Here is a 24562-nt window from a genome sequence, read left to right as displayed (position 1 = left end):
CTGGCAGCTTTCGGCTCCTGAAACGCCGATCTCGCCAGCACGATCCAGGCCTTCAAGACATCAAGGATGATGATCATGCGCACTCGCCGAGCCGCACTCGCCGCCATAGCCTCCGCCGCCTCGCTGGCCCTCACCCTCTCCGCCTGTGGCCAGAGCGGCGAGGGCGGCAGCAAGGAGGAGGGCGGCAGCACCGAGGGCGCCACCATCGGCATCTCGATGCCGACCAAGTCCTCCGAGCGCTGGATCGCCGACGGCGACAACGTGGTCAAGGACCTCAAGTCCAAGGGCTACAAGACCCAGCTGGTCTTCGGCGAGGACGACCCCGCCAAGCAGGTCTCCCAGATCGAGAACATGATCACGCAGGGCGTGAAGGCCCTGATCGTCGCCGCGATCGACAACAAGTCGATGAACAACGTGCTCCAGCAGGCCAAGGACGCCGACATCCCGGTCATCTCCTACGACCGCCTGATCCTCGGCACCGAGAACGTCGACTACTACGCCTCCTTCGACAACGAGAAGGTCGGCGAGCTCCAGGGCAACTACATCGTCGAGAAGCTCGGCCTGAAGGACGGCTCCAAGAAGGGCCCCTTCAACATCGAGTTGTTCGCCGGCTCCAACGACGACAACAACACCCGCTACTTCTTCAACGGCGCGATGAACGTCCTCAAGCCGTACATCGACAAGAAGCAGCTGGTCGTGAAGTCCGGCGAGACCGAGATCACCAAGGTCACCACGCTGCGCTGGGACGGCGCCACCGCCCAGCGCCGCATGGACGACATCCTCACCAAGGACTACAAGAGCGGCAAGGTCGACGCCGTCCTCTCGCCGTACGACGGCATCTCCATCGGCATCCTCTCCGCGCTGAAGTCCGACGGCTACGGCTCCAAGGACAAGCCGCTGCCGATCGTCACCGGCCAGGACGCCGAGGTCGGCTCGGTGAAGTCGATCATCGCGGACGAGCAGTCGATGACCGTCTACAAGGACACCCGCGAGCTCGCCAAGGTCGCCTCGAACATGGTCGACGCGCTGCTGAACGACAAGAAGCCCGAGACCAACGACACCGAGACCTACGACAACGGCTCCAAGGTCGTCCCCGCCTACCTGCTCGAGCCGGTCGCCGTCGACAAGACCAACTACCAGACGGTCGTCGTCGACTCCGGCTACATCAAGGCCGGCGACCTCAAGTAACCGCCGGCTCCAACTGATTGGAAGGCACGACCATGGCGGGACCCGTCCTGGAAATGCGCTCGATCGTCAAGACCTTTCCCGGCGTCAAGGCGCTGTCGGACGTCACCCTGACCGTCCGCCAGGGCGAGGTCCACGCCATCTGCGGTGAGAACGGCGCCGGAAAGTCCACCTTGATGAAGGTGCTCTCCGGCGTCCATCCGCACGGCAGCTACGAGGGCGAGATCCTCTTCGAGGGAGAGGTCTGCGAGTTCAAGGACATCCGCGCGAGCGAGCAGCGCGGCATCGTCATCATCCACCAGGAGCTGGCGCTGTCGCCGTACCTCTCCCTGGCGGAGAACATCTTCCTCGGCAACGAGCACGCCAAGGGCGGGTTCATCGACTGGCGGGAGACCCTGCGGCACGCGAGCCAACTGCTGCGCAGGGTCGGCCTCGACGACCACCCGGAGACCCGGGTCACCGACATCGGTGTGGGCAAGCAGCAGCTGGTGGAGATCGCCAAGGCGCTGTCCAAGAAGGTGAAGCTGCTCATCCTGGACGAGCCGACCGCCGCCCTGAACGACGAGGACAGCGGCAAACTCCTCGATCTCATCCTGGAGTTGAAGAAGCAGGGCATCACCTCGATCATCATCTCCCACAAGCTCAACGAGATCCGCAAGGTCGCCGACTCGGTGACGATCATCCGCGACGGGAAGTCGATCGAGACCCTCGACGTCAAGGCCGAGGAGACCACCGAGGACCGGATCATCAGCGGCATGGTGGGCCGCGACCTCGACAACCGCTTCCCCGAGCGCACCCCGCACGAGCCGGAGGTGGGCGCGGCACCCGCCCTGGAGATCCGCGACTGGACCGTGCTCCACCCCATCGACCAGCAGCGCAAGGTCGTCGACGATGTGTCGATCAACGTGCGGCGCGGGGAGATCGTCGGGATCGCGGGCCTCATGGGCGCCGGTCGCACGGAGCTCGCGATGAGCGTCTTCGGCCGGACCTACGGCCGCTACGCGGGCGGCACGGTCCTCAAGGACGGCACCGAGATCCGTACGAAGTCGGTCGCCGAGGCGGTCAAGCACGGCATCGCGTACGTCACCGAGGACCGCAAGCACTACGGCCTCAACCTGATCGACACGATCAACCGGAACATCTCGCTGACCGCACTGAACAAGGTCGCCAAGCGGGGCGTCGTCGACGAGCACGAGGAACGCCAGGTCGCCGAGCGCTACCGCAAGACCATGAACATCAAGGCCCCGACGGTGTTCGAGCCGGTGGGCAAGCTGTCCGGCGGCAACCAGCAGAAGGTCGTCCTCAGCAAGTGGATCTTCGCCGGTCCGGACGTGCTGATCCTGGACGAGCCGACGCGCGGCATCGACGTCGGCGCCAAGTACGAGATCTACACGGTGATCGACAAGCTGGCCGCCGAGGGCAAGGCGGTCGTCTTCATCTCCTCCGAGCTGCCGGAGCTCCTCGGGATGTGCGACCGCATCTACACGATGGCCGCGGGGCGGCTGACAGGCGAGTTCTCGCGTGCCGAGGCCACGCAGGAATCGCTGATGCGCCAGATGACGAAGGACAAAGAGGTAACCCGATGAGCACGGACGTGACCGCCAAGAGCCCGGCCCCGGCGCCGCCGGGCGGCACCGGATCCGCCACGGGCAGCGGCCTGTTGCAGCTGATGCTGGACGGTATGCGCCGCAACATGCGGCAGTACGGCATGCTGATCGCCCTCGGCCTGATCGTCGCCTTCTTCGCGATCCTGACCGGCGGCGACCTGCTGCTGCCGCGCAACGTCTCCAACCTGGTCCTGCAGAACAGCTACATCCTGATCCTCGCGATCGGCATGATGCTGGTGATCGTCGCGGGCCACATCGACCTGTCGGTCGGGTCGCTCACGGCGTTCGTGGGCGCGTTCGCGGCGGTGCTGACGGTGCAGCACGACATACCGTGGCCGCTCGCCGTGGTGCTCTGCCTGATGGCGGGCGCGGCCGCGGGCGCGGCACAAGGGTTCTTCATCGCGTATCTCGGCATACCGTCGTTCATCGTCACCCTCGCCGGCATGCTCGTCTTCCGCGGTGTCACGGAGATCCTGCTGGAGGGCCAGACCCTCGGCCCCTTCCCCAAGGGTCTGGAGAAGATGGGCAACGGCTTCCTGCCCGAGGTCGGCCCCACCACGAACTACCACAACATCACGCTGCTGCTGGGCTTCACGCTGATCGCCTTCGTGGTCCTCCAGGAGGTGCGTGACCGCAAGCGCCAGCAGGAGTTCGCCCTTGAGGTGGCCCCGCGCAACATCTTCGTGCTCAAGCTGGTCGCCATCTCGGCCGCGCTCCTCACGGTCACGCTGCTGCTCGCCAGCTTCCGCGGCGCGCCGATCATCCTGCTGGTCCTGGGCGCGCTGGTGGTCGGCTACGGCTATGTGATGCGCAACTCCGTCTTCGGCCGGCACATCTACGCGATCGGCGGCAACCTGCCGGCCGCGAAGCTCTCCGGTGTGAAGGACAAGAAGGTCACCTTCCTGGTCTTCGTCAACATGGGCGTGCTCGCGGCCCTGGCGGGCCTGGCGATCGCCGCCCGGCTCAACGCGGCCTCGCCGAAGGCGGGTCTGAGCTACGAACTGGAGGCCATCGCCTCGGCGTTCATCGGCGGCGCGTCCATGAGCGGCGGTGTCGGCACCGTCCTCGGCGCGATCATCGGCGGCCTCGTCCTCGGCGTGCTGAACAACGGCATGAACCTCCTGAGCATCGGCACCGACTGGCAGCAGGTCATCAAGGGCCTGGCCCTGCTGGCGGCCGTCGGCTTCGACGTGTGGAACAAGCGCAAGAGCGGTTCCTGACACACCGTGAGGGGGCCTCGCCGAAAGGCGGGGCCCCTTTTTTCATGGACGGACATGAACAGGCACGAACAGGAAAGTGGGGCGTCACCCGTGAAGGAAGTCTTCGGCAAGCTCGCCGACGGGACCGAGATCCACCGCTGGTCGCTGGAGAACGGCGGGACGAGGCTGAAGGTCCTGTCGTACGGCGGGATCGTGCAGTCGCTGGAGGTCCCGGACGCCGAGGGCCGGTACGCGAACGTCTCCCTCGGGTTCGCCGCCGTCGAGGAGTACGTCGCCGACTCCCCGTACTTCGGCGCGCTGATCGGCCGGTACGGCAACCGTCTCGGCGAGGGCCGCTTCACGCTGGACGGCACGACGTACGAGCTGTCCGTCAACGACGGCGCCAACAGCCTGCACGGTGGTGCCGGGGGCTTCGACAAGGTCGTGTGGGAGGTCGAGCCGTTCGAGCGGGACTCGGAGGTCGGGCTGTACCTGACCCACACGAGCGCCGACGGCGACATGGGCTACCCGGGCACGCTCGACGTGAAGGTGACGTACACGCTCACCGCGCGGGGCGAGTGGCGCGTCGACTACGAGGCCACCACCGACCGGGCCACCGTCGTCAACCTCACCAGCCACGTGTACTGGAACCTCGCGGGCGAGGGCAGCGGCTCGGTCGGCGACCATCGGCTGACGATCGCCGCCGGTCGCTACACGCCCGTCGACTCCGGTCTGATCCCCACCGGTGAGCCGGCCGGGGTCGAGGGCACCCCCTTCGACTTCCGCACGGGCAAGACGATCGCCGAGGACCTCCGCGTGGCCGACCCCCAGCTGCTGTACGCCAAGGGGTTCGACCACAACTGGGTGCTCGACAAGGGCGTCACGGCGGAGCCGGAGTGGGCCGCCACCCTCACCGACCCGGCGTCCGGCCGCACCCTGACGGTCTCCACGACCGAGCCGGGGCTGCAGTTCTACTCCGGGAACTTCCTCGACGGCACGCTCGTCGGGTCCTCCGGGAGGATCTACCGGCAAGGGGACGCACTGTGCCTGGAGACCCAGCACTTCCCCGACTCGCCGAACAAGCCCTCGTACCCGTCGACGGTGCTGCGGCCCGGGGAGACCTACCGGTCGACGACCGTGCACGCGTTCTCGTGACGCGAACATGACGCAGAATCTTCTGTAAGATCTTCACAGCGCGCTCACAATTTCCCACGGAACCCTCAGTGGTTGAACGGCGCCACCCCAGCCCGCGTATGTAGGGACGGCCCGTGCTCCCCCGCGCGGGCCGCCCTTAGTCGTCGGACCCGGTCGTCCCCAACGGGTCCGCCCCCTACGGAGGTTCCATGGCCGACAACGTCACCTCGTTGTTCCGCAGCACTGCGGCGCACAGCCCCTCGATGGCTGCGCTGACACGTGAGGGCGGCGACGGGGTGGGTCCGGTGGACTTCTGTATCCCCTGCAACCCCTACTTCCCCACCCCGGCCATGTTCGACGACATGGCCAGCAAGCTGCGCGACATCATCACGTACTACCCGAGCAGCGCCGACACCATCACGGCCGAGCTGTGCAACCTGCTCCAACTGCCGCCGCAGTGCGTGGCGATGGGCAACGGCTCGACCGAACTCATCACCTGGATCGACCACCTGCTCGTCCGGGAGTCCCTCGCCGTCCCCGTCCCCACCTTCGGCCGCTGGACCGACCAGCCCATGGAGACCGGCAAGCGGGTCGACATGTTCCCGCTCCAGGAGTCCAGCGGCTTCGCCCTCGACCTCGCGCAGTACGCCGAGTTCATCCGGGCCCGCGGCACCAGGGTCGCCGTCATCTGCAACCCCAACAACCCCGACGGCGGCTTCCTCCACCGGCACGCGCTGGTGCAGTTCATGGACGCCATGGCCGACCTGGACCTGATCGTCATCGACGAGTCCTTCCTGGAGTTCGCCGACGCCGAGTCCGAGCCGAGCACGGTGCAGGACGCGGTGATGCGGCCCAACGTCGTCGTACTGCGTTCGCTCGGCAAGAACTTCGGGCTGCACGGCATCCGCTTCGGCTACCTGGTCGCCAACCCGGCGCTCGCCGGGAAGATCCGCTCGATGCTGCCGAAGTGGAACCTCAACTCCTTCGCCGAGCACGTGGTGTTCATGCTGAAGAACCACGGCGCCGAGTACATGGAGAGCCTGCACCAGGTCCGCCGTGACCGGCTGGACATGGCCCGCCAGCTCTCCGCCCTCCCCGGGCTGACGGTCTACCCGTCACAGGGGAACTTCCTCTTCGTGCGTCTGCCCGTGGGCGCCGAGGGCACCGTGGTCCGCGACCGGCTGCTCACCGAGCACCGGATCCTGGTCCGCGAGTGCGGCAACAAGGTCGGCTCGTCCAGTCGCTTCCTGCGACTCGTGGTCCGGCCCCAGGTCGACGTGCGTCGCCTGGTGTCCGGCCTGGAGTCGGTTCTCTACGGGTCCAGGAGGGGAGCCGCCGTACCCGAGCTGAGCACCGGGACCAGCTACAGCTCGGGTACGGCGGCCGTGGACCGGCTGATGGGCGAGACCAGCGGGACCGGCATGCAGAACCTCGCCGCACAGGCGATGAGCATGCCGACCCCGGCCCCCGCGTCCTCCATGCAGTTCGCGACCCCGGCGCCCGCACCGGCCCCGGCCCCGATGCCCGCCGCCGCCTCCATGCAGTTCCCGGCCCCGGCGCCCGCCGCCACGCAGTTCCCGGCCCCGGCGCCCGCGCCGGCTCCCATGCCCATGCCGACGCCGGTGCCCACGCCGGCCCCGATGCCGGTACCGGTCCCCGCGCAGGCCCCGATGCCCCCCGGCATGCCGGCCCCCGGGCTCCAGCCCGTCGCCCAGACCGGGATGCCGGGTCTCGCGACCGCCGCTCAGGGCCGCCGCGCCATGGGCGCGGCCCAGGGCCTCACCGCCGCCCAGGTACGCGGCCGCACCCAGCCGGAGCCCCTGGAGGAGCCGCAGGGGTGGCCGGCGGCAGGAGCGGTGTACAACCAGGTCGGGTGAGGCTCGGCCCTCCCGGACGGTCGATCGCACCAGCAGACGCCCCCGACAGGCCCCGCACGGGCCCCTGTCGGGGGCGTCTGCTCGTCTGCCGCCCCTCCGGGTGGCTGAACGGCGGGACCGCCGATTCCGTACTTCCTGGAGCCGGTGGGTCATCTCGGGCACTTCCCCACTCTCCGTCACACCGTCGGAATCAAAACGCAACGCCCACGGGCCCGTACGCGCCGGCACGCACCATACGATCAAGCCCGATCACAACTCCTGTACTCGCGCGTCTGCTTACTCGCGCGTCGCGGACTCGGCCGGAAGCCGGACGGAAGCTGGAAGTGGGTGGACCGTGCGCCACAACGCCCGGACGATCGTGGCGGTCACGGCCGCCCTGGGACTCGCGGCCGGGCTGTCCGGCTGCGGCGGTGACACGGACGCGGAGTCGGGGACGGTCTCCCTGACGGTCGTCGCGACCAACTACGGCGACAGCGTCCGCAAGAACTCCGAGGGCTACTGGGACCGGGTGGCCCTCGCGTTCGGCGCCGAGCACCCGGGCATCGAGGTGGACGTCCAGGTCCACGAACCGGACGAGGTCGACAAGAAGGTCGCGGAACTCGTCGAGCGGGGCGAGGCACCGGACATCGTCCAGACGGACAGCTACTCCGAGTACGCCGCGCGCGACCTCCTCTACAGCGCCGACGAGGTGCTGTCGGTCCCGGTCCAGGCGTCCTTCGTACGGAGCCTCGCGAACGCCGGAGAGATGGACCGCGCCCAGTACGGCATGCCCTTCACGGCGAGCACCCGGCTGCTCTACTACAACAAGGATCTGTTCACGGCGGCGGGCCTGGAGCCGCCGACCACGTGGGACGAACTCGTCGCCGGCGCACGGGCGTTGAAGGCGCTGGGCGTGAAGTACCCGATCGCCGTGCCGCTCGGCCCGGAGGAGGCGGAGGCGGAGACCCTGACGTGGCTGCTGGCCGGCGACGGCGGCTACACCGACTCCACCAACCGCTACGACATCGCGTCCACCGCCAATGTGGCGACACTGACCTGGCTGAAGCAGAACCTGATCGGCGAGGGCCTCACCGGCCCGGTCCCGCCCGGCGAGCTGAACCGGTCCGAGGCGGTCGCCGCGTTCCTCACCGGTGAGGCGGCCATGGTCAACGCGCCGCTGTCGCTGATCCGCCAGATCGAGGACTCCTCCGACTCCGTGCCCTACGGTGCCGTACCGCTGCCGAGCCGCGACGGCGACACGACGCCGACCATGGGTACGGCGGACTGGGTCGTCGCCTTCCGCAACGACGACCACCGGGCCGCCATCGGCGAGTTCCTCGACTTCCTCTACTCCGACAAGTACGTGACCGAGCAGGCCGCCCAGTACGAACTGCTCCCCGTCACCACCTCCGCCGCCGACGCGATGCGCGCCGACAAGGCCCACAAGCCGCTGTGGAACGGCCTGGACACCCTCCAGAACCTCCGCCTCTACCCCGTCGCCGAGACCAACTGGTCCGAGGTGGCCACGGAGATCCGCCGCCGCATCGGCAAGGCGGTGACCCCGGACGGAGACCCCCAAGAGGTGCTGGAGTCGATCGCGAAGGTGGCGCGGTAGGAGGACCGGTACGGCAGGGGCGGTCGTCCTGGCGCGGAGAGGCGGCTCGGAACGTGGCACCGTGCGGAGAGCGCGGGGAAGCAGGCGATCCGCGTGCGCGTTGCACTGTCGCATGAGCCTGCGATTTTCGCTGATGGGTCCGGTACGAGCATGGCGCGACGAGGAGGAGATCGAGCTGGGGCCGCGCCAACAGCGTTCGGTGCTCGCGGCGTTGCTGCTGAACAACGGCGTCCGGCTGAGCAACGACCAGCTGATCGGTATGGTCTGGGACGACCCGACGCCGAGCGCGGTCATGGCGCTGCGGACGTATGTGTACAAGATCCGCAAGGCGCTTCCGGAGTTGGACCTGAGGACCAGGGACGGCGGGTACACGGCCCGCGCGGAGATCGTCGACGGCTGCGACGGCGCACCCCTGGAGGGTCTGCGGAGTGCCTACTTCGACGCACAGCGGGTGCGGCTCGGCGACCACCGGCTCAAGGCGCGCGAGGACTGCCTTGAACGCGAGTTCGACGTGCTTCAGCTACAGGCCCATGTCTCCGCCTTCCCTCTCAGGGAGCGTCCCCGCGCCCTCCTGATGCGCGCGCTCTACCTGGAGGGCAGGCAGGGCGAGGCACTCGACCACTTCCACCGGGCACGCGCGCTCCTCCGCGAGGAGCTCGGTCTCGAACCGGGTCCTGAGCTGCGCAGGGTCCACGCGCAGATCCTCAGCGGCGATCTCACCCCGCCGCACAGGCCGGAGCAGCTTCCGCCGGATCTGACCGACTTCACCGGCCGCGCCGAGGAGATCGCCGAGGCTCTGCGGACGCTGCCGGGCACCGTGGGCATCACCGGTATGCGGGGCAGCGGCAGGACCGTGCTGGCCACCCGGATCGGCCACCTCGTGAAGGGCCGCTTTCCGGACGGGCAGATCTTCGTCAGGGGCAGGGACGTCGCCGGTGAGCTGTTAAGGGCGGTCGGTGTGGAGCACCCCGTCGGCGACAAGGCCACGCTGTGGCGGGAGAAGGCGCGCGGCAAGCGGTTCCTCGTCGTGGTCGACGACGTGCGGGACGCGGCTTCCGTGCGCGATCTGGCCACGCCCGGCTCGGCGATGATCCTCACGAGCGTCCGCCGGTTGCACGAGCTGCCCGGGGTGAGCTGGGTGCAGATCGCCGGGCTGAGCGGGCAGGAGGCGCGGGAGTTCTTCCGCAGGACCATCGGACCGGCGCGCGCGGACGCGGAACCCGAGCACGTCGAGGTACTGCTGGAACATCTCTCGCGACTGCCGGCCCCGATCAGGGTCGTCGGCGGCAAGCTCGGCTCGCGCCCCGACTGGACGATCGAGATGTTTCTGCTGCAGATGCGGCGGGAGGGCGGGTCCGCCGACGCGCTCCCGTCCGACTGCGTCGCGATGCTGGCCCCGATGATCGCGGCCGACCAGGATCTCACCGATCCCGAACGGCACCTGCTCAGCTGTTTCGCGCGCCAGGACACCGAGGTGATCGACTGCCACGAGGCGGCACGGATGTCCGGGTCCGACCCCGGTGAGATCGAGCGGGTGCTGGAGTCGCTCGCGGAGGTCCACCTCATCGAGCCGCTCGTGCTCGGCCGCTACCGGTTGCCGCGGTTCGTCCGCGTCTACTTCGCCCTGCGCACACCGGCGCCGGTCAGCTGAGGGGCGAGTGGGGTGCGAGGCGAGGCGCAGCGCGTCGGGACCGGCCAACTTCGTTCCTCAAGCCCTGACCAGGCGGTATATACGGAATTTATGCGCCGACCATCCTGCGGGGCCACGTTGGCAGACATGTCAACCAAGGAACTTCAGGGCAAGAAGGCACTCGTCACCGGCGCCACCTCGGGCATCGGCCGCGCGATCGCGGTCAAGCTCGCGGAGGCGGGTGCCACCGTCTATGCGACCGGGCGCAGGGCCGAACTCGGCAAGGAGACCGTCGAGCTGATCGAGCGGGCGGGCGGCACGGGCCACTTCGTCGTCGCGGACGTCGCGAACCTCGACGAGGTCCGCAGGCTCGCCGGGGAGGTCGGCGAGGTGGACGTGCTCGTGAACAACGCGGGCGTCTTCCCGCTCTCGCCGACCCCCGAGCAGTCGCTCCACGAGTACGAGCAGATATTCGACGTCAATGTCCGCGCGGCCTATTTCCTGACGGCCGCGCTCGTGCCGGCCATGGTGGCGAGGAAGAAGGGCGCGATCGTCAACGTGTCGTCGGTCGCCGGGCAGATCGGCACCGCCATGGGCTCCGTGTACAACGCCTCCAAGGCCGCGATGGACGCACTGACCCGATCGTGGGCCGTCGAGTTCGGGGCCGCGGGCGTGCGCGTCAACTCCGTGGCACCCGGTCCGATCCGTACCGACATGGCCGTCGACACGGTGGGCGAGATGTTCGAGACGTTCAGCCAGAACACGCCGCTCGCCCGCGCCGGCGAGCCCGAGGAGATCGCCGAGGCCGTGGCGTTCCTGGCCTCCGACAGGGCGGGCTACATCACCGGTGCGGTGCTCGCCGCCGACGGCGGCTACATCGCGACCTGAGGGGTCGCCCGGATCGGCTGCTCAGCCGCCGTAGTCATCGTCATCCTCGTCATCCTCTGCATCCTCGTCGTCTCGTCGGCCCCCTCCCAGAACGTGCGGGAGGGGGCCGACGAACGTGCGGGAGGGGGCCGACGCTGCATCGCAGGCTCCCTCGACCGATCGATGGACGGAAACCGATCAGCCGAGGTCGGGCGAATCCGATCACCACTCGATCTCATTCATACGGTTACGACCAGGCGTGATGTCCTCTCGATCCACTGGGTACTCATCGGGCGAGCACGGCTAGCGTGGGCGATGTGCGGCAGTTCGCCTTTGACTCCCGGCGCCCCGTGCCCGTATCGATCGACACCCATCGAGAGGAGGCGGCCGTCATGCCGGGCGGGGAGAGAAACGGCGGAGCCCTCACGACGGGCGGAGCGGGCGGCGAGGCCACCGCCCTCCCTCGCGCGACGCTTCTGCTGAAACGCCACTTCACCGGGGAGAACCTGCCCCAGGTGCGGGCCCAGGTCGAGGACACGGCCGCGGCGGCGGGCCTGGGCGGCGTACGGCTCGGCGAGTTCACCCTCGCGGTCAGCGAGATCGCGGCCAACGCGGTCGAGCACGCCGGCGGTCAGGGCCGCCTCGAACTGCGCCTGCTCCCCCACGAGTTGGAGTGCCGCATCACCGACGACGGTCCCGGCTTCACCCCCGCCATCCCGGAACTCCCCGGCCTCACCGGCACCTGCCCCGGCCGCGGCCTCTGGCTCGCCCATCTGGTCACCGACCGCCTGACGGTCACCACGGACACGACGGGGGTGGGGGCCGAGGTGACACTGGCGATGCGGCTGGGATGAGTACCCACGGGCCTCTGTCCGTTTGTCTGGTGGGAGGCCCCTCGGGGGCGTGCGGGTGCGACCTACTTGAGATGCAGGGAGGGCGTATGAAGCCGTCGGAGCTCCGCCGTGCGGTTGATGTGGGACGGGCGACCGCTTCGGGTCTGGGCCTTCAGGTCGACGACGTGGTCGTCGTCCATGACTCGGACCGCGTCGCGCTGCGGCTGGCTCCTTGCGACGTGCTGGTTCGGATCGCGCCCGTGGGGCATCTGGCCGATTCCGAGTTCGAAGTGGAGGTTGCTCGCCGTCTCACCGACGCCGGGGCTCCGGTGGCGGAGCTTGAGCCCCGGGTCGAGCCACGGGTCCATGTGCGTGATGCCTTCGCCCTCTCGTTCTGGACCTACTACGAACCGGTGGGGCCGGAGATCGCTTCGGCCGACTACGCAGACGCGTTCCTGCGGCATCATGCCGCCCTGCGCCGGATCGCTCTGGACGCACCGCATGTGACTGATCGAGTCACCGCGGCTCTCAGGGAGGTGAACGACCAGGAGCGTTCCCCCGAGCTGCCCGATTCCGGCCGGGAACTCCTCAGCGACACACTCAGTGGGCTGAGCACCGCGATCGGCATCGGGAAGGCCGGCGAACAGCTCCTGCACGGCGAGCCTCATCCGGGCAACCTCCTCAACACGAGGCGAGGCCCGCTCTTCGTGGACCTCGCCACGTGTTGCCGTGGCCCGGTCGAGTTCGACCTCGCCCACGCGCCCGAGGACGTGGCACAGCACTACCCAGGGGCCGACCACGGCCTGATCCACCGGTGCCGCGCCCTGAACTGGGCGATGTTCTCGGCCTGGCGATGGCGCCGAGACGACCGGATGCCCGATCGGGGCCACTGGAGGGCGGAGGGCCTCAGCCGGCTTCGTGCCGCACTCGATCGCTGCGGTTAGGGCCTTCTGGTGCGGCGAGAGTGCGTGCCGGGCGTCGCGACGCCGCGGAGATCCGTCAGAAGGGCCCTAGTAGTGCTTCGTTAGGTTGTGGGCTGTCTGCGGCGTCTCCGAGGGCTGGGTAGGGGGCGGCCGCAGGTGGTGCAGGTACCGGTCCAGCACCTCAGCAGGTCCTGAAGGACGTCGAGGACCTGGTAGAGGGTTAGGCCGGTGTGCGGACTTTTGGGTCGAGCCGCCGCAGGGTGAGGAAGGCCTGGGCGGCGGTGACGAGGGTGACGTGGTGGTGCCAGCCGCGCCAGGTGCGGCCCTCGAAGTGGTCCAGCCCCAGGCCGTGCTTGAGCTCGCGGTAGTCGTGCTCGATCCGCCAGCGCATCTTGGCCCATCGCACCAGGTCAGCGGCCGGTGTGGTGGCAGGCAGGTTCGATATCCAGTAGTCCGTGGGAGTGTCCTGGCCGTCCGGCCACTCGACAAGGAGTGTCTGGACAGGCAGGACGCCGTCCCACCGGTTGCGGCCGCCGCCCGCCTCCTGGGCTGCGGCCAGGGACTGCTTGCCCGCGGGCCGCACCCTCAGCACCGCGAACCGTGAGGTCATCGCGCCCTTGCTGCCCTGCCTCCAGGTCACCTCGGTGAACCGCTCTGCCCCCGCCTGTGCTGCGAGGACACAAACGGCTCGCGGTGGGGTGCGGTAGCGGGGAAGGGTGGGCGGTCCGAGCCCGCCATAGGCAGGCCGGCCAGGCTCGGCATCCTCCGCATGGGCGACTTCCTTCCCGGTCAGGGCCAGGACATAGGCCAGCCCGCGCTCCTCCAGACCGAGCCGGAAGGGGGTGCTGACGCCGTAGCCGGCGTCGGCGACCACGACCGGCGCCTTCAACTGCCAGGTGGCGAGTGTGTCCAGCAGGCCGAGCGCCAGACGCCACTTCTCCCGGTGCACCACGCCGTCGGGGACGCCTGCCCTGCGGCATCGGTCCGGCTCGTCCGTCCACTCACGCGGCAGATACAACTGCCATTCCAACGGGCACGAGGCGGTGTCGGTGGCGGCATGGACACTGACCGCGACCTGGCAGTTCGCCCGTTTGCCGACCGCTCCGCAGTACTGGCGGGCCACCCCGACCGACGCCGTGCCGCACTTGGGGAACGACACATCGTCGATCACCCACACCTCGGGCCCGACAACTTGGGACAGCCGCTCGGCGATCCGCCGCCTAACCGGCAGCGGATCCCACGGTGACTGGCTCACGAACTGCTGCAGGGCCTGCATGTTCCCGTCCGGCAGACGCTCGGCCATCGGCTGGACCGACTTGCGCCGACCGTCCAGCATCAGACCCCGCAGATAACACTCGCCCCACCGCCGCTGATCACGCCGCGACAACGACCCGAACACATCGGCAACGAACTCCGCCAACTCACCCCGGAGCCGTTCCACCTCCCCCAACCTCACCCGAGGAAGCTGCCCACGAACAGCCGAGATCACCCAACGTAACGAAGCACTACTAGGGGTTCTCCCACGCCGTCGGCTCGGCCGCCAGGTCCTTCACCGGGCCGGGGAGCGCGCCGGCCGCGATGTCGGCCACGGTGACGCCCTCCAGGATGCGGCGGACGTTGGCCCGCAGCGCGATCCACAGCGGCAGCAGCGGCTCCGCCGACCCGGTGTAGGTCAGACCGGTCGGACGCTCCCCCCGTACGGACACGATGGGGCCGTCGACGGCCCGGATCACGTCGGCGACGGTGATGGCGGAAGCCTCGCGGGCCAGGCGGTAGCCGCCGCTGCCGCCCCGTCTGCTGGTGACCAGGCCGCCGCGCCGCAGGTCCCCGAGGATGCCCTCCAGGAACTTGTGCGGGATCTCCTGCACGGTCGCGATGACCTCCGCCTTCACCGGCCCGCCGTCCTGCCGGACCGCGACTTCCAGTACCGCGCGTACGGCGTAGTCCGCCCGTGCCGAGATCCTCATGGACACATTGTCGGCCACACCGGACACCCGGTGGCCCCGCGCCCTCTCAGCCGAGCCGGATCACATTCCACGACAGCGGTTCGAGGATCACGCTCAGCACACCGTCCTCCAGCGACGCGCCCTCCACCACCCGCGGAGCGACCCGCTCGGGCTCCGCCAGCGTGTTCCGCGCGTCCGGATCCGCGTCGGCCAGCACGCTGTGCTCGACGACCCGGGTCAAGTCCAGCCCGTTCAGGGCGACTTCCAGCGGCAGCGCCGCCGTACGGCCCCGGTTGACCGCGAACACGGTCACCGACCCGTCCTCGGCCCGCACCGCCGTCGCGTGCAGCAGATCCGCCTCGCCGTACTTCTTCGTCTCGTACGTCGGCGAGTCCACCCGTACGTCGAGCACCTCGCCCCGCCCGTGCCGGGAGGCCTGGGCGAAGGGGAAGAACGTCGTCTGCCGCCAGGCCGGTCCGCCCGGCTCGGTCATGATCGGGGCGATGACGTTGACGAGTTGGGCGAGGCAGGCGACGGTGACCCGGTCGGCGTGCCGGAGGAGGGCGATGAGGAGGGAGCCGAAGACGACCGCGTCGGTGACGCTGTAGTTGTCCTCCAGCAGGCGGGGGGCCACCGCCCAGTCCCGGGTGTCGGAGTTCTCGATCGCGTGCCACTCCGAGATGTACCAGACGTTCCACTCGTCGAAGGAGAGGTTGATCTTCTTCTTGGACTTGAGCTTCGCGCCCACGTGGTCGGCGGTGGCGACCACGTTCTGGATGAAGGACTCCATGTCGACGGCGGAGGCCAGGAAGGAGTCGATGTCGCCGTTCTCGGGCTGGTAGTAGGCGTGCAGGGAGATGTGGTCGACGAGGTCGTACGTCTCCGTCAGGACCGTCGCCTCCCACTCGGCGAACGTCGGCATGGACTGGCTGGAGGAGCCGCAGGCGACGAGTTCGACGTTCGGGTCGATCTGGCGCATCGCGCGGGCCGTCTCGGCGGCGATGCGGCCGTACTCGGTCGCCGTCTTGTGGCCGGTCTGCCAGGGGCCGTCCATCTCGTTGCCGAGGCACCACAGCTTGATGCCGAAGGGGTCCTTGTCGCCATGGGCGGCGCGGAGGTCCGAGAGGGCGGTGCCGGCGGGGTGGTTGGCGTACTCCTGGAGTTCGAGGGCCTCGGCGACGCCTCGGGTGCCGAGGTTGAGGGCCATCATCGGCTCCGCCTGGGGCCCGACCTTCTTCAGGAAGGCGATGTACTCGGAGAGGCCGAAGCGGTTGGTCTCGGTGGAGCGCCAGGCGAGGTCGAGGCGGGTGGGGCGGTCCTCGGCGGGGCCGACGGAGTCCTCCCACTTGTAGCCGGAGACGAAGTTGCCGCCGGGGTAGCGGATCGTGGTGACGCCGAGTTCGCGGACCAGGTCCAGGACGTCGGTGCGCAGGCCCGCCTCGTCGGCGGCGGGGTGGTCCGGTTCGAAGATGCCGGTGTAGACGCAGCGGCCGAGGTGTTCGACGAAGGAGCCGAAGAGGCGGGGGTTGACCTCGCCGACCTTGAAGGCGGGGTCGAGGGTGAAGCGGGCGGTGCGGGTCATCGAGGGCGGCCCCTTCGCTGTTCGGTATTACGGATGGTGATCGTCGAACCGAACGGGACGCTATGGTCGAAGGAGGGGCAAGTCAATGGGGCGGGGTGGCTGCGGGGCGCTCCGCTGTCTGCCGGGGTGGGCCCTGCGCCTCGCCGTCCGCCAGGTGGGTCCTGCGCCTCATCGTCTGCCGGGTGCGTCCGTCTGGCGAGTGCGGGTAGTTCGTGGTTGCTCGCGCAGTTCCCCGCGCCCCTGGGCCCCCGGACCCCTGTTGGACAGCGCAACCATCGTTCTGTCGAAATTCAACGATCGTTGGAAGTTCGTGGTGTGGGCGGTCGGGGACACGTAGGGTCGGCGCGTGCCTTCGCTGCCCGATGCCCTTGCCGAGACCCTGACCCGACTCGACGTCCGCATCGCGGAGACCGGTGCCGACCGGGGCCGGCTGCTCGACGCGGCGGCCCTGGCGGAGCGTACGGCCCTCGGCGAGGACGAGGTGCGGGCCCTGCTCGACGGAGGCGCTCGGGAGGCGGGCCGGGTCGACGACCGGGTGCGCCGGCGGGTGCGGGCGGTGCACGAGGCGTATGTCGCGCGGAGCGGGAAGCGGGCCGGGGAGGTCGGCAGAGAGGTCGCGGAGCGGCTCTCGATCAGTCCCGAGTGGGCCCGGCAGCTGCTGCTCGGCAGAAAGATGCCGAACGTGCCCGATCTGACCGAACTCGCGGAGTTCTTCGGGATCGAGGAGGGCGTGCGGTTCTTCACCGACCCGGCGGCGACCGTGCTGAACCGGGAACTCGGCCGTGTCCTGGCGGGACTTGAGGAGGACGGGGACGGGGAGGGGGCCGGCGACGGGCCGTTGGTCGATTTCGCCACCCGGCACGGGGTCGTCACGCTCGCGCTGCGCGGGCAACGGCTCACCCGTCGCCAGCAGGAGGCGCTCGGCGTCATGCTCGAAGGACTGCTCGGCATCGACGGCGACCAGGAGGCCCGGCGATGAGCCGCGGCGAGCGCACCGGGGCCGGTGGGCTGCGCGGAGTCCTCGGCAGGGTGCGGGGTGCGCTGGTGCCGTCGCGGTCCACCGCCGAGATGCGGAAGCTGACGGCCGGACTCAGCAAGGCGGTGCGGGGCAGGCTCGACACACCCGTCGGCGTAAGGGAGTTGGGCGCGGCGCTGTGTGCGGAGATGAGCGCGCGGCGCGGCGGGCGGCCGGTGCAACTGCGCTTCGAGCGGTTCCCGGACGGGATCGGGGTGACCGGACTGTGGATGGAGTTCCCCGACTTCGACCTGGTGATCGTCGAGGAACGGGCCGAGGCCGTGCAGCAACTGGTCATCCTGGGACATGAGTTGTGGCACATGCACGCCGGCCACTGCCATCACCATCTGCCGGGGGCGGACGCCGCGGCACTCGCGTCAGCGGAGCCGAGCGGAACAGGCAAGCCGGCTGGACCGGACAGGCCGGGCGGACTTGGCAGGCCAGGCGAACCTGGCGGGCCGGGCGAGCACACGTCCGCGTTGCCGCCGCTCTCCCCGGAGTTGTCGGCCGCCCTCGGGCAGGGCGGCACTCCCATCGCGGCCCGCAACGGCTCGCACGAGTCGGACGAGCAGGAGGCCGAGGACTTCGGCCACCGGCTGGCGACCGCCTTCCGTTCCTGGGTGGACACCGGGCCGAGCGGATCGGCCGGGGCCGCCGGGCCGGCCGGCGCCGACGACCCCGTCGGGCGGGCCATCCAGGCCTCCCTGGGCTATCGCCGGCACGGGAGATGAGGGGGACGGCCGTGCCCGCGACGACGACCGGGGCCCTCCACTTCACCGGCCCCGCCGACTTCTTCGGCGAGCTGTACATCTCGTTCTGGATCCCCACGGCCGTCCTGACCGCCGCCCTGGTGATCAAACTGCCCAGCATCGTCAAGCTCTGGCGGGACTCGCTGCTGCGCGCGGTCGGCGGACTGCTGCTGCTCGCCTGCTGCGTGTTCGTGTTCGCGGTGCCCTCGGTCATCGCCTGGACCAACCGGGTCGTGGGCGTGCCGAACGTCGCCGCGCCCTGGGTGTACTCCCTGATCACCGCGTTCTGCGCATGCTGCCTGCTGATGATCGTCGCCTGGCGCAACGGCCCCGCCGACCGCTCCCCGGCGACCCGTCGGCTCATGCGATGGGTGGTCGCCGTCTACGCGACGGTGATCGTCGTCCTGTGGGTGCTGTTCGCGCTGGCGGACGTCCCCCGCGAGCGGCTGCGCGACCTGGACACGTACTACGCCACCACGCCCTTCATGCGCGAGGAGATCCTGCTCTACCTCGTCGCGCACACGGCGGCCTGTCTGATCACCTACCGGCTGATCCGCAACTGGGTCCGCGCGGAGAGCCTGGACGTGTGGCTGCGCGGCGGTCTGCAGGCGCTGGCCCTGGGCTGTGCGCTCAACCTGGTGTTCGACGCCGCGAAGCTCACGGCGGTGGTCGCCCGCTGGACGGGGCACGACCTGGACTGGCTGAGCACGGACGTGGCGCCGCCGGCCGCCGCCCTGGCGGCCATCTGCATAGCGGTGGGCTTCATCCTGCCGCACAGCGGTCAGTATCTGCAGGACCGCTGGCGGGTGCGCACGAGCCATCGGCGGCTGCGGCCGCTGTATCTGCTGACCCGGACCGTCGACGACTCCCGCGTCCCCTTCGCGCTGCGCGCCACACCGGAGTTGCGGCTCACCCGCCGGGAGACGTTCATCCGGGACGCCCTCCTCCGGCTCACCCGTCACCTCGACGAGGATCTGCGGCGCCGCGCGTTCGACGCCGCGCTGGACCTCGGACACGAGGCCGACCGGGCGAAGGCCCTCGCCGCCGCCGTGGCGATCCAGGACGCGGTGGCGACACGGCGGAGGTCGCCGGAGGGCGGCGTGACGGCCACGCTCGTCGCGGGCCCTCTGGTCTTCCCCGGCCTCGGCACAGGCACAGGTGCGGGTACGGGTTCGGGTTCGGGTTCGGCCGGGGGTTCAGGCGAGGGCTCGGGGGCGGGTTCGGGCTCGGGTTTCGACTCGGGGGCGAGTTCGGGTGATCCGGCGGGGGCGCCCGGGCGGGCGGTCTTCCCCGAGTTCACGGTCTCCTCCGATCCCACCGATCTGTTGCAGGACATCGAGGCCGTGTCGCTGGCGCTGCGCGAGCCGGCCGAGATCGAGGCGGTACGGGCCCTCGCCGCCGCCTCCCCGGCGAAGAGCGGCGCACCCGCACGGGAGTGAGGACGGCCGGCCCACTGACCCCGGGGCCGGCCCGTGGGCTCAGCCGGCGAACGGGGGCTGGGCGAGGCCCTTGCCCGCTCCCGGCACCACCAGCAGGGAGCCCGAGAGGGGATGCGGGGTGTCCGTCCCCGTACGGGCCGTGGTGATGTAGAGATCGGTGAGGTCGGGGCCGGCGAAGGCGCAGGCCGTGGGGCGGGGGGTGGGCAGGGTGATGACGCGGTCGAGGGTTCCGGCCGGGGTGTAGCGGCGGACCGCGCTCCCTTCCCAGAGGGCGACCCAGACACAGCCCTCGGCGTCGACGGTGAGGCCGTCGGGGAAGCCGCCGCCGTCCTCGATGGTGACGAACGGGCGCCGGTCGACGGGCAGGCGGACGCCGTCCCCGGTCTCCGCGTAGTCGAAGACGTCGATCCGGCGGGTCGGCGAGTCGATGTAGTACATGAGCCGGCCGTCCGGGCTCCAGCCCGTGCCGTTGCTCACGGCGACGTCGTCCAGGACGGTCGTGGTCAGGCCCTCGGCGGTGAAGCGGGCCAGGGTGCCGCCGCCCGGGGCCTCGTCGTAGCGCATGGTGCCGGCGAAGAGGGAGCCGTCGGGGGCGACGGCGGCGTCGTTGGCGCGGCGGCCGGGGACCGGCTCGCGGTGCAGCCACCGGAAGGTGCCGTCGGGGTCGGTCAGGCCGACGCCGTCCCGCAGGTTCAGCACGAGGCCGCCGCCGGCGCGGGGCTTGACCGCACCGACGTGCTGCTCGGTGACGAGAACCGAGCGGCGGCCGGAGGCCGGGTCGTAGGTGTGGACCCGGGAGCCGAGGATGTCGATCCAGATCAGGCGCTGGGCGGCGGGGTCCCAGGTGGGGCCCTCACCGAGGGCCGCGTACTCGCGGACCGCGACCTCGTACCCCGAGTGGCTCGTGTGGCCGCTCACGCCACGCTCCGGTGGCCGAGGCGCTCGGACAGTTCCGCGGCGCCCTTGGCGGCGAGCTGCTCCAGCTCGATCCGGCGCTCGTCGCTCCAGCGGATCATGGGGACGGAGATGGAGAGCGCGGCGACGACCTTGCCCGCGCGGTCGCGGACCGGCGCGGCGACACAGGAGACGTCCGGGTTGGACTCGCGGTTCTCCACGGCGAGACCCCGCTCACGGATCCGGGCCAGGGCCTCGCGCAGAGCGGCCGGGTCGGTGATGCTGTTGGGGGTCATGGCGACCAGGTCGGCGTCGTCCGGGATCCGGGCGGACAGCTCGACCTCGGGAAGGGAGGCGAGGAGCATCTTGCCGACGGAGGTGCAGTGCGCCGGGAGGCGGCGGCCCGCGGCGGAGACCATGCGCACGGCGTGCGTGGAGTCGACCTTGGCGATGTAGATGACGTCGGTGTACTCCAGGATCGCCACGTGCACCGTCTCGTCGCAGGTCTCGGCGACGGACCGGGCGACCTGCTGGCCCTCGGCGGCGAGGTCCAGCTGCTCGGCGTAGCGGCTGCCGAGCTGGTACGGGCGGACGCCGAGGCGGTAGCGGCCGGGCTGGCCCTGCACCTGGACGATGTAGCCGCGGGCGGCGAGCGTGGTGACCAGCTCGTGCACCGTGGTGCGGGGCAGCTGGAGTCTGCGCACGATGTCGGGGGCGGACAGCGTGCCGTCCCCGTCCAGGAAGAGCTCCAATATGTCGAGCGCCCGGGTCACGGCAGGTACGAGGCGTCCCACGGCCGGCCCCCTTCCTCTGTCAGTCGGTTCGTGTCTGCGGCGGCAGTGTTCGAAATTTCAACGGTCGATCGGCATGACGAACACAGGCTAGTCATAGTGCGTTGACCGGGCAATAACCTCGGACGATCGAGCGACGAGGGAGGGGGCCGGGGGGTGTGTTGTCGGGTGCGACCGAGTGGGGGTTGCTCGCACAGTTCCCCGCGCCCCTCAAAGAGCAGGGGCTGCGCCCCATGCCTCTTGTCTTCAGGGGCGCGGGGAACTGCGCGAGAAGCCCCACCGGAGCCGCACCCGTCCGCCGAACCCGCGCCCCCGAGCCATCAGGCGCCCCCGGTCACCTCCGACCGCGCGGATCCCCCAGCTCCCCCCTCAACCGCTGCGCCCGAAGCACCAGCTCCAGCTCGAAGCGGCGATCGGGATCATCGATCTCGTCACCCCAGAGCTCACGTATCTGCCGAAGGCGATACCGCACGGTTTGCGGATGCACACCGAGTCGCGTAGCGATCTCCGGCGCCCCGCCCCGTGTCTCCAGCCACGCCAGCAACGTCTCCGCGAGCCGGCGGCCGTGCGTGGGACCGCAGTGCGCCAGCGGCGCCAGGCACCGCAGCGCGAGGTCGTCGATCAGCTCCTCGGGCTGGAGGAGGACGAGGGCCTCGGTGTGCTCGGTGCAGTGCAACACCTCACCGCCGGGCAGCAGCCGGCGTTCCATCAACCGCACCGCCGCCTCCGCCCAGCGCAGCGACTTCGCGGCGTCGGCCAGCGGAACCGGCGGGCCGATCGCTCCGGACCAGCCGGTGAGCGCGCGGTGCAGCAGCTCGGGCCGGCCGGCCGCGTCCGGTTCGGGGACGACCATGCGGGGCTGCTCGTACTCCATGTCGAGCAGGACGCTCTGGCCGACGGCGGGCGCCATGGCCTCGCGGGCCGGGCGTAACAGGACCCCGACCGCGACCTTCTCCGGGAGGGTCCAGCCGATCCGGGCCGCGCGTTCGGCGAGCGCGTCGGCCGGGTCGCCCCGATGGTGCTCGGCGAGCAGCAGCTCCATCAACCGGCGTTGCAGTCGCAGACGCTCACCCGCCTGCCGGGCCGCCGCCTCCGCGTAGCCGCGCACCGACTGGTCCACCAGGCCGTCCAGATACTCGTACCCGGCGTCGACGAGCTCGTACATCGCGGGCGGCGGGATCTGTACGCGCTGGCCGATCTCCGCGAAACGGCGCCAGGCGAGGCGTACGCCGAGGCGGTAGATCGCCTGGAGCGAGTCGAGACTGCGGCCGTGCAGGCCCTCGCCGCGCCCGAACTCCTGGAAGACGCCGGGAGGGACGCGCGGGCGGCCCTCAGCGGTCTCCAGGTGCTGCACGAAGACCTCGATCGCGCGGCGGATGCCGATGAGGGCCATCGGTTCGCCGGAGTCGTCGAGGACGACGGGCAGGTGCGGGTACTCGCGGCGGATCTCGCCCAGGATCTCCTCGGCGAGGGCGGGGGCCTCGGCCATGGCGATCGCGGCGAACTCGCGCACCTGGAGCCGCGGCACGTCGTGCCAGGCGGAGCGGACTGTGACGGTTCCCGGGGTTCCGGTCACCCCTCAGCGCTCCCGACCGGCGTTCTCGTAGGTGATGAGCGGCGTGTTCGGCTGGTCCGGCGTCGCCTCCAGCAGCGCGACGACACCGAGCGCGGCCCCCACGGCGAGAGCGGCGGCGGCCGCCATGGTCAGCACGGCGGCGAGCAGTCTGGACATGGCAGGGCAGCCTCTCGGTCGACAGGTCGTCCCCACCCAGGGCACCCCGCACGCGCACGTCGACGGGACCGACGGGCGGTCCCCCGGCCGACACCCCGTCCAGGCCGTCGGCTCCGGCCCAGTGTCAGCAATGCATTGACACTGCGTCAAGACTCCGCCTACGGTTCCCGGCCCATACGCAACCCGTCGGTAGCACGATGCGCAGCCCCTGCCCCGCCCCCTGCTCCGCCCTCTCCGCACGCGCACGTTCCCCCGGCGTGGCCTCCGCCCCGCGCCTGCCCGAGCCGCACCTCCCAACGCCAACTGGAGTGCCCGGATGCGCCGTACATCCCACCCGTCGCCCGACCACCACCCCTCATCGAGGCCCTTCGGGCCGCACCCGCCAGTCGCGTTGTCCCTGGTCCTGCTGGGCCTCGGCACCTTCCTGCTGGTGCTCGCGCCGCTGCTCGCCTGGTATGTGCAGCCACGGGCCGCCGTGAATCCGATCGACATCGACACGACCGCCGTCTACACCGGCACGGGCAGCGTCTTCGACGTGGAGCAGGTGAAGACCGTGCCGGACCAGAAGATCACCGTGACCCAGCGGGTACGCGGCGATGTGGCCGAAAGTGAGCGCAGCGGGGCCGCGGTGTGGGACGTGATCACCTCGGTCGACACCGACAAGTCGCTGCCGGCGGCCGACCCGCACGACGCGCTGGACTTCACCCCGCACCGCTGGGTCAGCGACCGGAAGACCAACCGGCCGGTGCACTGCTGCGACGAGAAGCCGTACATCGAGGGCGAGGCGTACCTGAAGTTCCCCTTCGACGTGCAGGAACGCTCCTACCGCTGGTGGGACAACACGCTCGGCGCGACGGTGACGCTCCACTACGAGGGCCGGAAGAAGATCCAGGGCTACGAGGGGCTGCGCTTCACCGCGAAGGTTCCGGCCACCAGGACCGGCACCCGCCTCGTCCCCGGCGCCCTCGTCGACGAGCCGAGCCGGCCGCAGGTGCTCGCCGAGGAGTGGTACGCCAACCACGGGCTCGAACTCGTCGTCGACCAGAGCACGGGCCGTGTGCTCTACGCGCAGACCGGGCCGCGCCGGACCCTGCGGGCACCCGGCGGCGACGAGGACGCGGCGGTGCTGCTCGACAGCCGGAAGCTCGCGTTCACCCCGGCGACGCAGAAGTTCGCGGTGGACCAGGCGGAGAAGGACAGCGGACTGCTGCGACTGGTGGGGCGGACGGTGCCGATCGGTACCGCTGTGCTCGGTTTCGTCCTCGCCGCGACGGGTGCCGTTTTGGTCGTACGCGGCAGGCGGCGCCCTGATACGCCCGAGTCGTCCCAGGCTCCGATCACGATGTGACAGGGCGTCAGTTCAATAAACCCCGGAAATTGTCACGCCGGTGAGTAGCAGCTTCGTACCGCTGGGCGAAAACTGTCCACCCCACCCGAGCACAGCCCACCCACATCCCGCATACAGGCAACAACCCGCGTACAAGCAACATCTCGCATACAAGCCCCCGCCCCGCATACCAGCGACGTCCGACATCTCCACCGGACAAGAGACCTGCCCGACCCGC

At 70.2% G+C, this 24562-nt stretch carries 21 protein-coding genes; 14 read left to right on the top strand and 7 right to left on the bottom strand.

What is annotated here, in order from left to right:
• Positions 1–75: 75 nt before the first annotated feature.
• From chvE to ACZ9QC_RS29445, 10 genes are all read left to right on the top strand, one after another.
• The gene (gene chvE, locus ACZ9QC_RS29490) at positions 76–1188 is read left to right on the top strand and encodes a multiple monosaccharide ABC transporter substrate-binding protein (RefSeq protein WP_472915882.1); all 1113 of its coding nucleotides are present in this window, start codon (positions 76–78) and stop codon (positions 1186–1188) included.
• Between the two features lie 32 nt (positions 1189–1220).
• Positions 1221–2771 carry a multiple monosaccharide ABC transporter ATP-binding protein gene (gene mmsA / locus ACZ9QC_RS29485; protein ID WP_472915881.1) on the top strand — a complete coding sequence of 517 codons (1551 nt, stop codon included), beginning with the start codon at positions 1221–1223 and terminating at the stop codon, positions 2769–2771.
• Positions 2768–4012, top strand: coding sequence for a multiple monosaccharide ABC transporter permease (gene mmsB / locus ACZ9QC_RS29480; RefSeq protein WP_472915880.1), 1245 nt, complete (start codon positions 2768–2770; stop codon positions 4010–4012). Before mmsA ends, mmsB begins: the two co-directional genes overlap by 4 nt.
• A gap of 6 nt (positions 4013–4018) precedes the next feature.
• On the top strand, positions 4019–5146 hold the full coding sequence (locus ACZ9QC_RS29475) for an aldose epimerase family protein (RefSeq protein WP_472915879.1): 1128 nt from the start codon (positions 4019–4021) through the stop codon (positions 5144–5146).
• Positions 5147–5334: 188 nt separating this feature from the next.
• A complete protein-coding gene (locus ACZ9QC_RS29470) occupies positions 5335–7002 on the top strand; it encodes a pyridoxal phosphate-dependent aminotransferase (protein ID WP_472915878.1) in 1668 nt (555 codons plus the stop codon).
• 334 nt (positions 7003–7336) lie between these two features.
• Complete coding sequence (locus ACZ9QC_RS29465; RefSeq protein ID WP_472915877.1) at positions 7337–8596, top strand: ABC transporter substrate-binding protein; 1260 nt, start codon at positions 7337–7339, stop codon at positions 8594–8596.
• Positions 8597–8708: 112 nt separating this feature from the next.
• A complete protein-coding gene (locus ACZ9QC_RS29460; RefSeq protein ID WP_472915876.1) occupies positions 8709–10247 on the top strand; it encodes a BTAD domain-containing putative transcriptional regulator in 1539 nt (512 codons plus the stop codon).
• A 126-nt stretch (positions 10248–10373) separates the two neighbouring features.
• The gene (locus tag ACZ9QC_RS29455; protein ID WP_472915875.1) at positions 10374–11114 is read left to right on the top strand and encodes an SDR family NAD(P)-dependent oxidoreductase; all 741 of its coding nucleotides are present in this window, start codon (positions 10374–10376) and stop codon (positions 11112–11114) included.
• A 371-nt stretch (positions 11115–11485) separates the two neighbouring features.
• Positions 11486–11947 carry an ATP-binding protein gene (locus tag ACZ9QC_RS29450; RefSeq protein ID WP_472921846.1) on the top strand — a complete coding sequence of 154 codons (462 nt, stop codon included), beginning with the start codon at positions 11486–11488 and terminating at the stop codon, positions 11945–11947.
• A gap of 86 nt (positions 11948–12033) precedes the next feature.
• Positions 12034–12870, top strand: a complete 837-nt coding sequence (locus ACZ9QC_RS29445; RefSeq protein WP_472915874.1) for a phosphotransferase — start codon at positions 12034–12036, stop codon at positions 12868–12870.
• Positions 12871–13069: 199 nt separating this feature from the next.
• On the opposite strand, the gene ACZ9QC_RS29440 is transcribed toward ACZ9QC_RS29445, so the two are convergent.
• Genes ACZ9QC_RS29440 through arfA form a run of 3 tightly spaced genes read right to left on the bottom strand, consistent with a single transcriptional unit; the run spans position 13070 to position 16377 of the window.
• Positions 13070–14305 (bottom strand): IS701 family transposase, encoded by a 1236-nt coding sequence (locus ACZ9QC_RS29440; protein ID WP_472915873.1) that lies wholly within the window; start codon positions 14303–14305, stop codon positions 13070–13072.
• Positions 14306–14357: 52 nt separating this feature from the next.
• Positions 14358–14816 (bottom strand): RrF2 family transcriptional regulator, encoded by a 459-nt coding sequence (locus tag ACZ9QC_RS29435; protein ID WP_472915872.1) that lies wholly within the window; start codon positions 14814–14816, stop codon positions 14358–14360.
• Between the two features lie 46 nt (positions 14817–14862).
• The gene (gene arfA, locus ACZ9QC_RS29430; protein ID WP_472915871.1) at positions 14863–16377 is read right to left on the bottom strand and encodes an arabinosylfuranosidase ArfA; all 1515 of its coding nucleotides are present in this window, start codon (positions 16375–16377) and stop codon (positions 14863–14865) included.
• Between the two features lie 346 nt (positions 16378–16723).
• Between arfA and ACZ9QC_RS29425 the strand changes: the two genes are divergently transcribed.
• The 3 genes from ACZ9QC_RS29425 to ACZ9QC_RS29415 are packed head-to-tail and all read left to right on the top strand — an operon-like array spanning position 16724 to position 19580.
• The gene (locus tag ACZ9QC_RS29425) at positions 16724–17356 is read left to right on the top strand and encodes a transcriptional regulator (RefSeq protein ID WP_472915870.1); all 633 of its coding nucleotides are present in this window, start codon (positions 16724–16726) and stop codon (positions 17354–17356) included.
• On the top strand, positions 17353–18123 hold the full coding sequence (locus ACZ9QC_RS29420; RefSeq protein WP_472915869.1) for a toxin-antitoxin system, toxin component: 771 nt from the start codon (positions 17353–17355) through the stop codon (positions 18121–18123). The genes ACZ9QC_RS29425 and ACZ9QC_RS29420 overlap by 4 nt, the downstream gene beginning before the upstream one ends.
• The gene (locus ACZ9QC_RS29415) at positions 18120–19580 is read left to right on the top strand and encodes an MAB_1171c family putative transporter (protein WP_472915868.1); all 1461 of its coding nucleotides are present in this window, start codon (positions 18120–18122) and stop codon (positions 19578–19580) included. The genes ACZ9QC_RS29420 and ACZ9QC_RS29415 overlap by 4 nt, the downstream gene beginning before the upstream one ends.
• Positions 19581–19619: 39 nt before the next feature.
• Here ACZ9QC_RS29415 and ACZ9QC_RS29410 read toward each other — a convergent pair whose 3' ends face one another.
• The 4 genes from ACZ9QC_RS29410 to ACZ9QC_RS29395 all read right to left on the bottom strand — a co-directional run bounded on the left by ACZ9QC_RS29410 (position 19620) and on the right by ACZ9QC_RS29395 (position 22997).
• Positions 19620–20498: an SMP-30/gluconolactonase/LRE family protein gene (locus tag ACZ9QC_RS29410; RefSeq protein ID WP_472915867.1), complete on the bottom strand. Its 879-nt coding sequence runs from the start codon at positions 20496–20498 to the stop codon at positions 19620–19622.
• Complete coding sequence (locus ACZ9QC_RS29405) at positions 20495–21268, bottom strand: IclR family transcriptional regulator (protein WP_184894556.1); 774 nt, start codon at positions 21266–21268, stop codon at positions 20495–20497. Before ACZ9QC_RS29405 ends, ACZ9QC_RS29410 begins: the two co-directional genes overlap by 4 nt.
• Before the next feature lie 331 nt (positions 21269–21599).
• The gene (locus ACZ9QC_RS29400; protein ID WP_184894554.1) at positions 21600–22841 is read right to left on the bottom strand and encodes a PucR-like N-terminal domain-containing protein; all 1242 of its coding nucleotides are present in this window, start codon (positions 22839–22841) and stop codon (positions 21600–21602) included.
• Positions 22842–22844: 3 nt separating this feature from the next.
• On the bottom strand, positions 22845–22997 hold the full coding sequence (locus ACZ9QC_RS29395; RefSeq protein ID WP_472915866.1) for a hypothetical protein: 153 nt from the start codon (positions 22995–22997) through the stop codon (positions 22845–22847).
• A 316-nt stretch (positions 22998–23313) separates the two neighbouring features.
• Between ACZ9QC_RS29395 and pgfA the strand changes: the two genes are divergently transcribed.
• Positions 23314–24345 (top strand): cell envelope lipid trafficking protein PgfA, encoded by a 1032-nt coding sequence (gene pgfA, locus ACZ9QC_RS29390; protein WP_472915865.1) that lies wholly within the window; start codon positions 23314–23316, stop codon positions 24343–24345.
• The last annotated feature ends 217 nt before the right edge of the window (positions 24346–24562 follow it).

Source organism: Streptomyces sp. HUAS MS02 (assembly GCF_055702265.1).
This window is presented reverse-complemented; position numbering and strand designations above follow the sequence as displayed.

What these genes read in the sequence shown, in the direction of transcription:
- chvE (WP_472915882.1), top strand. Translation starts at nt 76, where the DNA reads ATGCGCACTCGCCGAGCCGCACTCGCCGCCATAGCCTCCGCCGCCTCG.
- mmsA (WP_472915881.1), top strand. Translation starts at nt 1,221, where the DNA reads ATGGCGGGACCCGTCCTGGAAATGCGCTCGATCGTCAAGACCTTTCCC.
- mmsB (WP_472915880.1), top strand. Translation starts at nt 2,768, where the DNA reads ATGAGCACGGACGTGACCGCCAAGAGCCCGGCCCCGGCGCCGCCGGGC.
- ACZ9QC_RS29470 (WP_472915878.1), top strand. Translation starts at nt 5,335, where the DNA reads ATGGCCGACAACGTCACCTCGTTGTTCCGCAGCACTGCGGCGCACAGC.
- ACZ9QC_RS29460 (WP_472915876.1), top strand. Translation starts at nt 8,709, where the DNA reads ATGAGCCTGCGATTTTCGCTGATGGGTCCGGTACGAGCATGGCGCGAC.
- ACZ9QC_RS29455 (WP_472915875.1), top strand. Translation starts at nt 10,374, where the DNA reads ATGTCAACCAAGGAACTTCAGGGCAAGAAGGCACTCGTCACCGGCGCC.
- ACZ9QC_RS29450 (WP_472921846.1), top strand. Translation starts at nt 11,486, where the DNA reads ATGCCGGGCGGGGAGAGAAACGGCGGAGCCCTCACGACGGGCGGAGCG.
- ACZ9QC_RS29445 (WP_472915874.1), top strand. Translation starts at nt 12,034, where the DNA reads ATGAAGCCGTCGGAGCTCCGCCGTGCGGTTGATGTGGGACGGGCGACC.
- ACZ9QC_RS29435 (WP_472915872.1), bottom strand. Translation starts at nt 14,816, where the DNA reads ATGAGGATCTCGGCACGGGCGGACTACGCCGTACGCGCGGTACTGGAA.
- arfA (WP_472915871.1), bottom strand. Translation starts at nt 16,377, where the DNA reads ATGACCCGCACCGCCCGCTTCACCCTCGACCCCGCCTTCAAGGTCGGC.
- ACZ9QC_RS29420 (WP_472915869.1), top strand. Translation starts at nt 17,353, where the DNA reads ATGAGCCGCGGCGAGCGCACCGGGGCCGGTGGGCTGCGCGGAGTCCTC.
- ACZ9QC_RS29415 (WP_472915868.1), top strand. Translation starts at nt 18,120, where the DNA reads ATGAGGGGGACGGCCGTGCCCGCGACGACGACCGGGGCCCTCCACTTC.
- ACZ9QC_RS29395 (WP_472915866.1), bottom strand. Translation starts at nt 22,997, where the DNA reads ATGTCCAGACTGCTCGCCGCCGTGCTGACCATGGCGGCCGCCGCCGCT.
- pgfA (WP_472915865.1), top strand. Translation starts at nt 23,314, where the DNA reads ATGCGCCGTACATCCCACCCGTCGCCCGACCACCACCCCTCATCGAGG.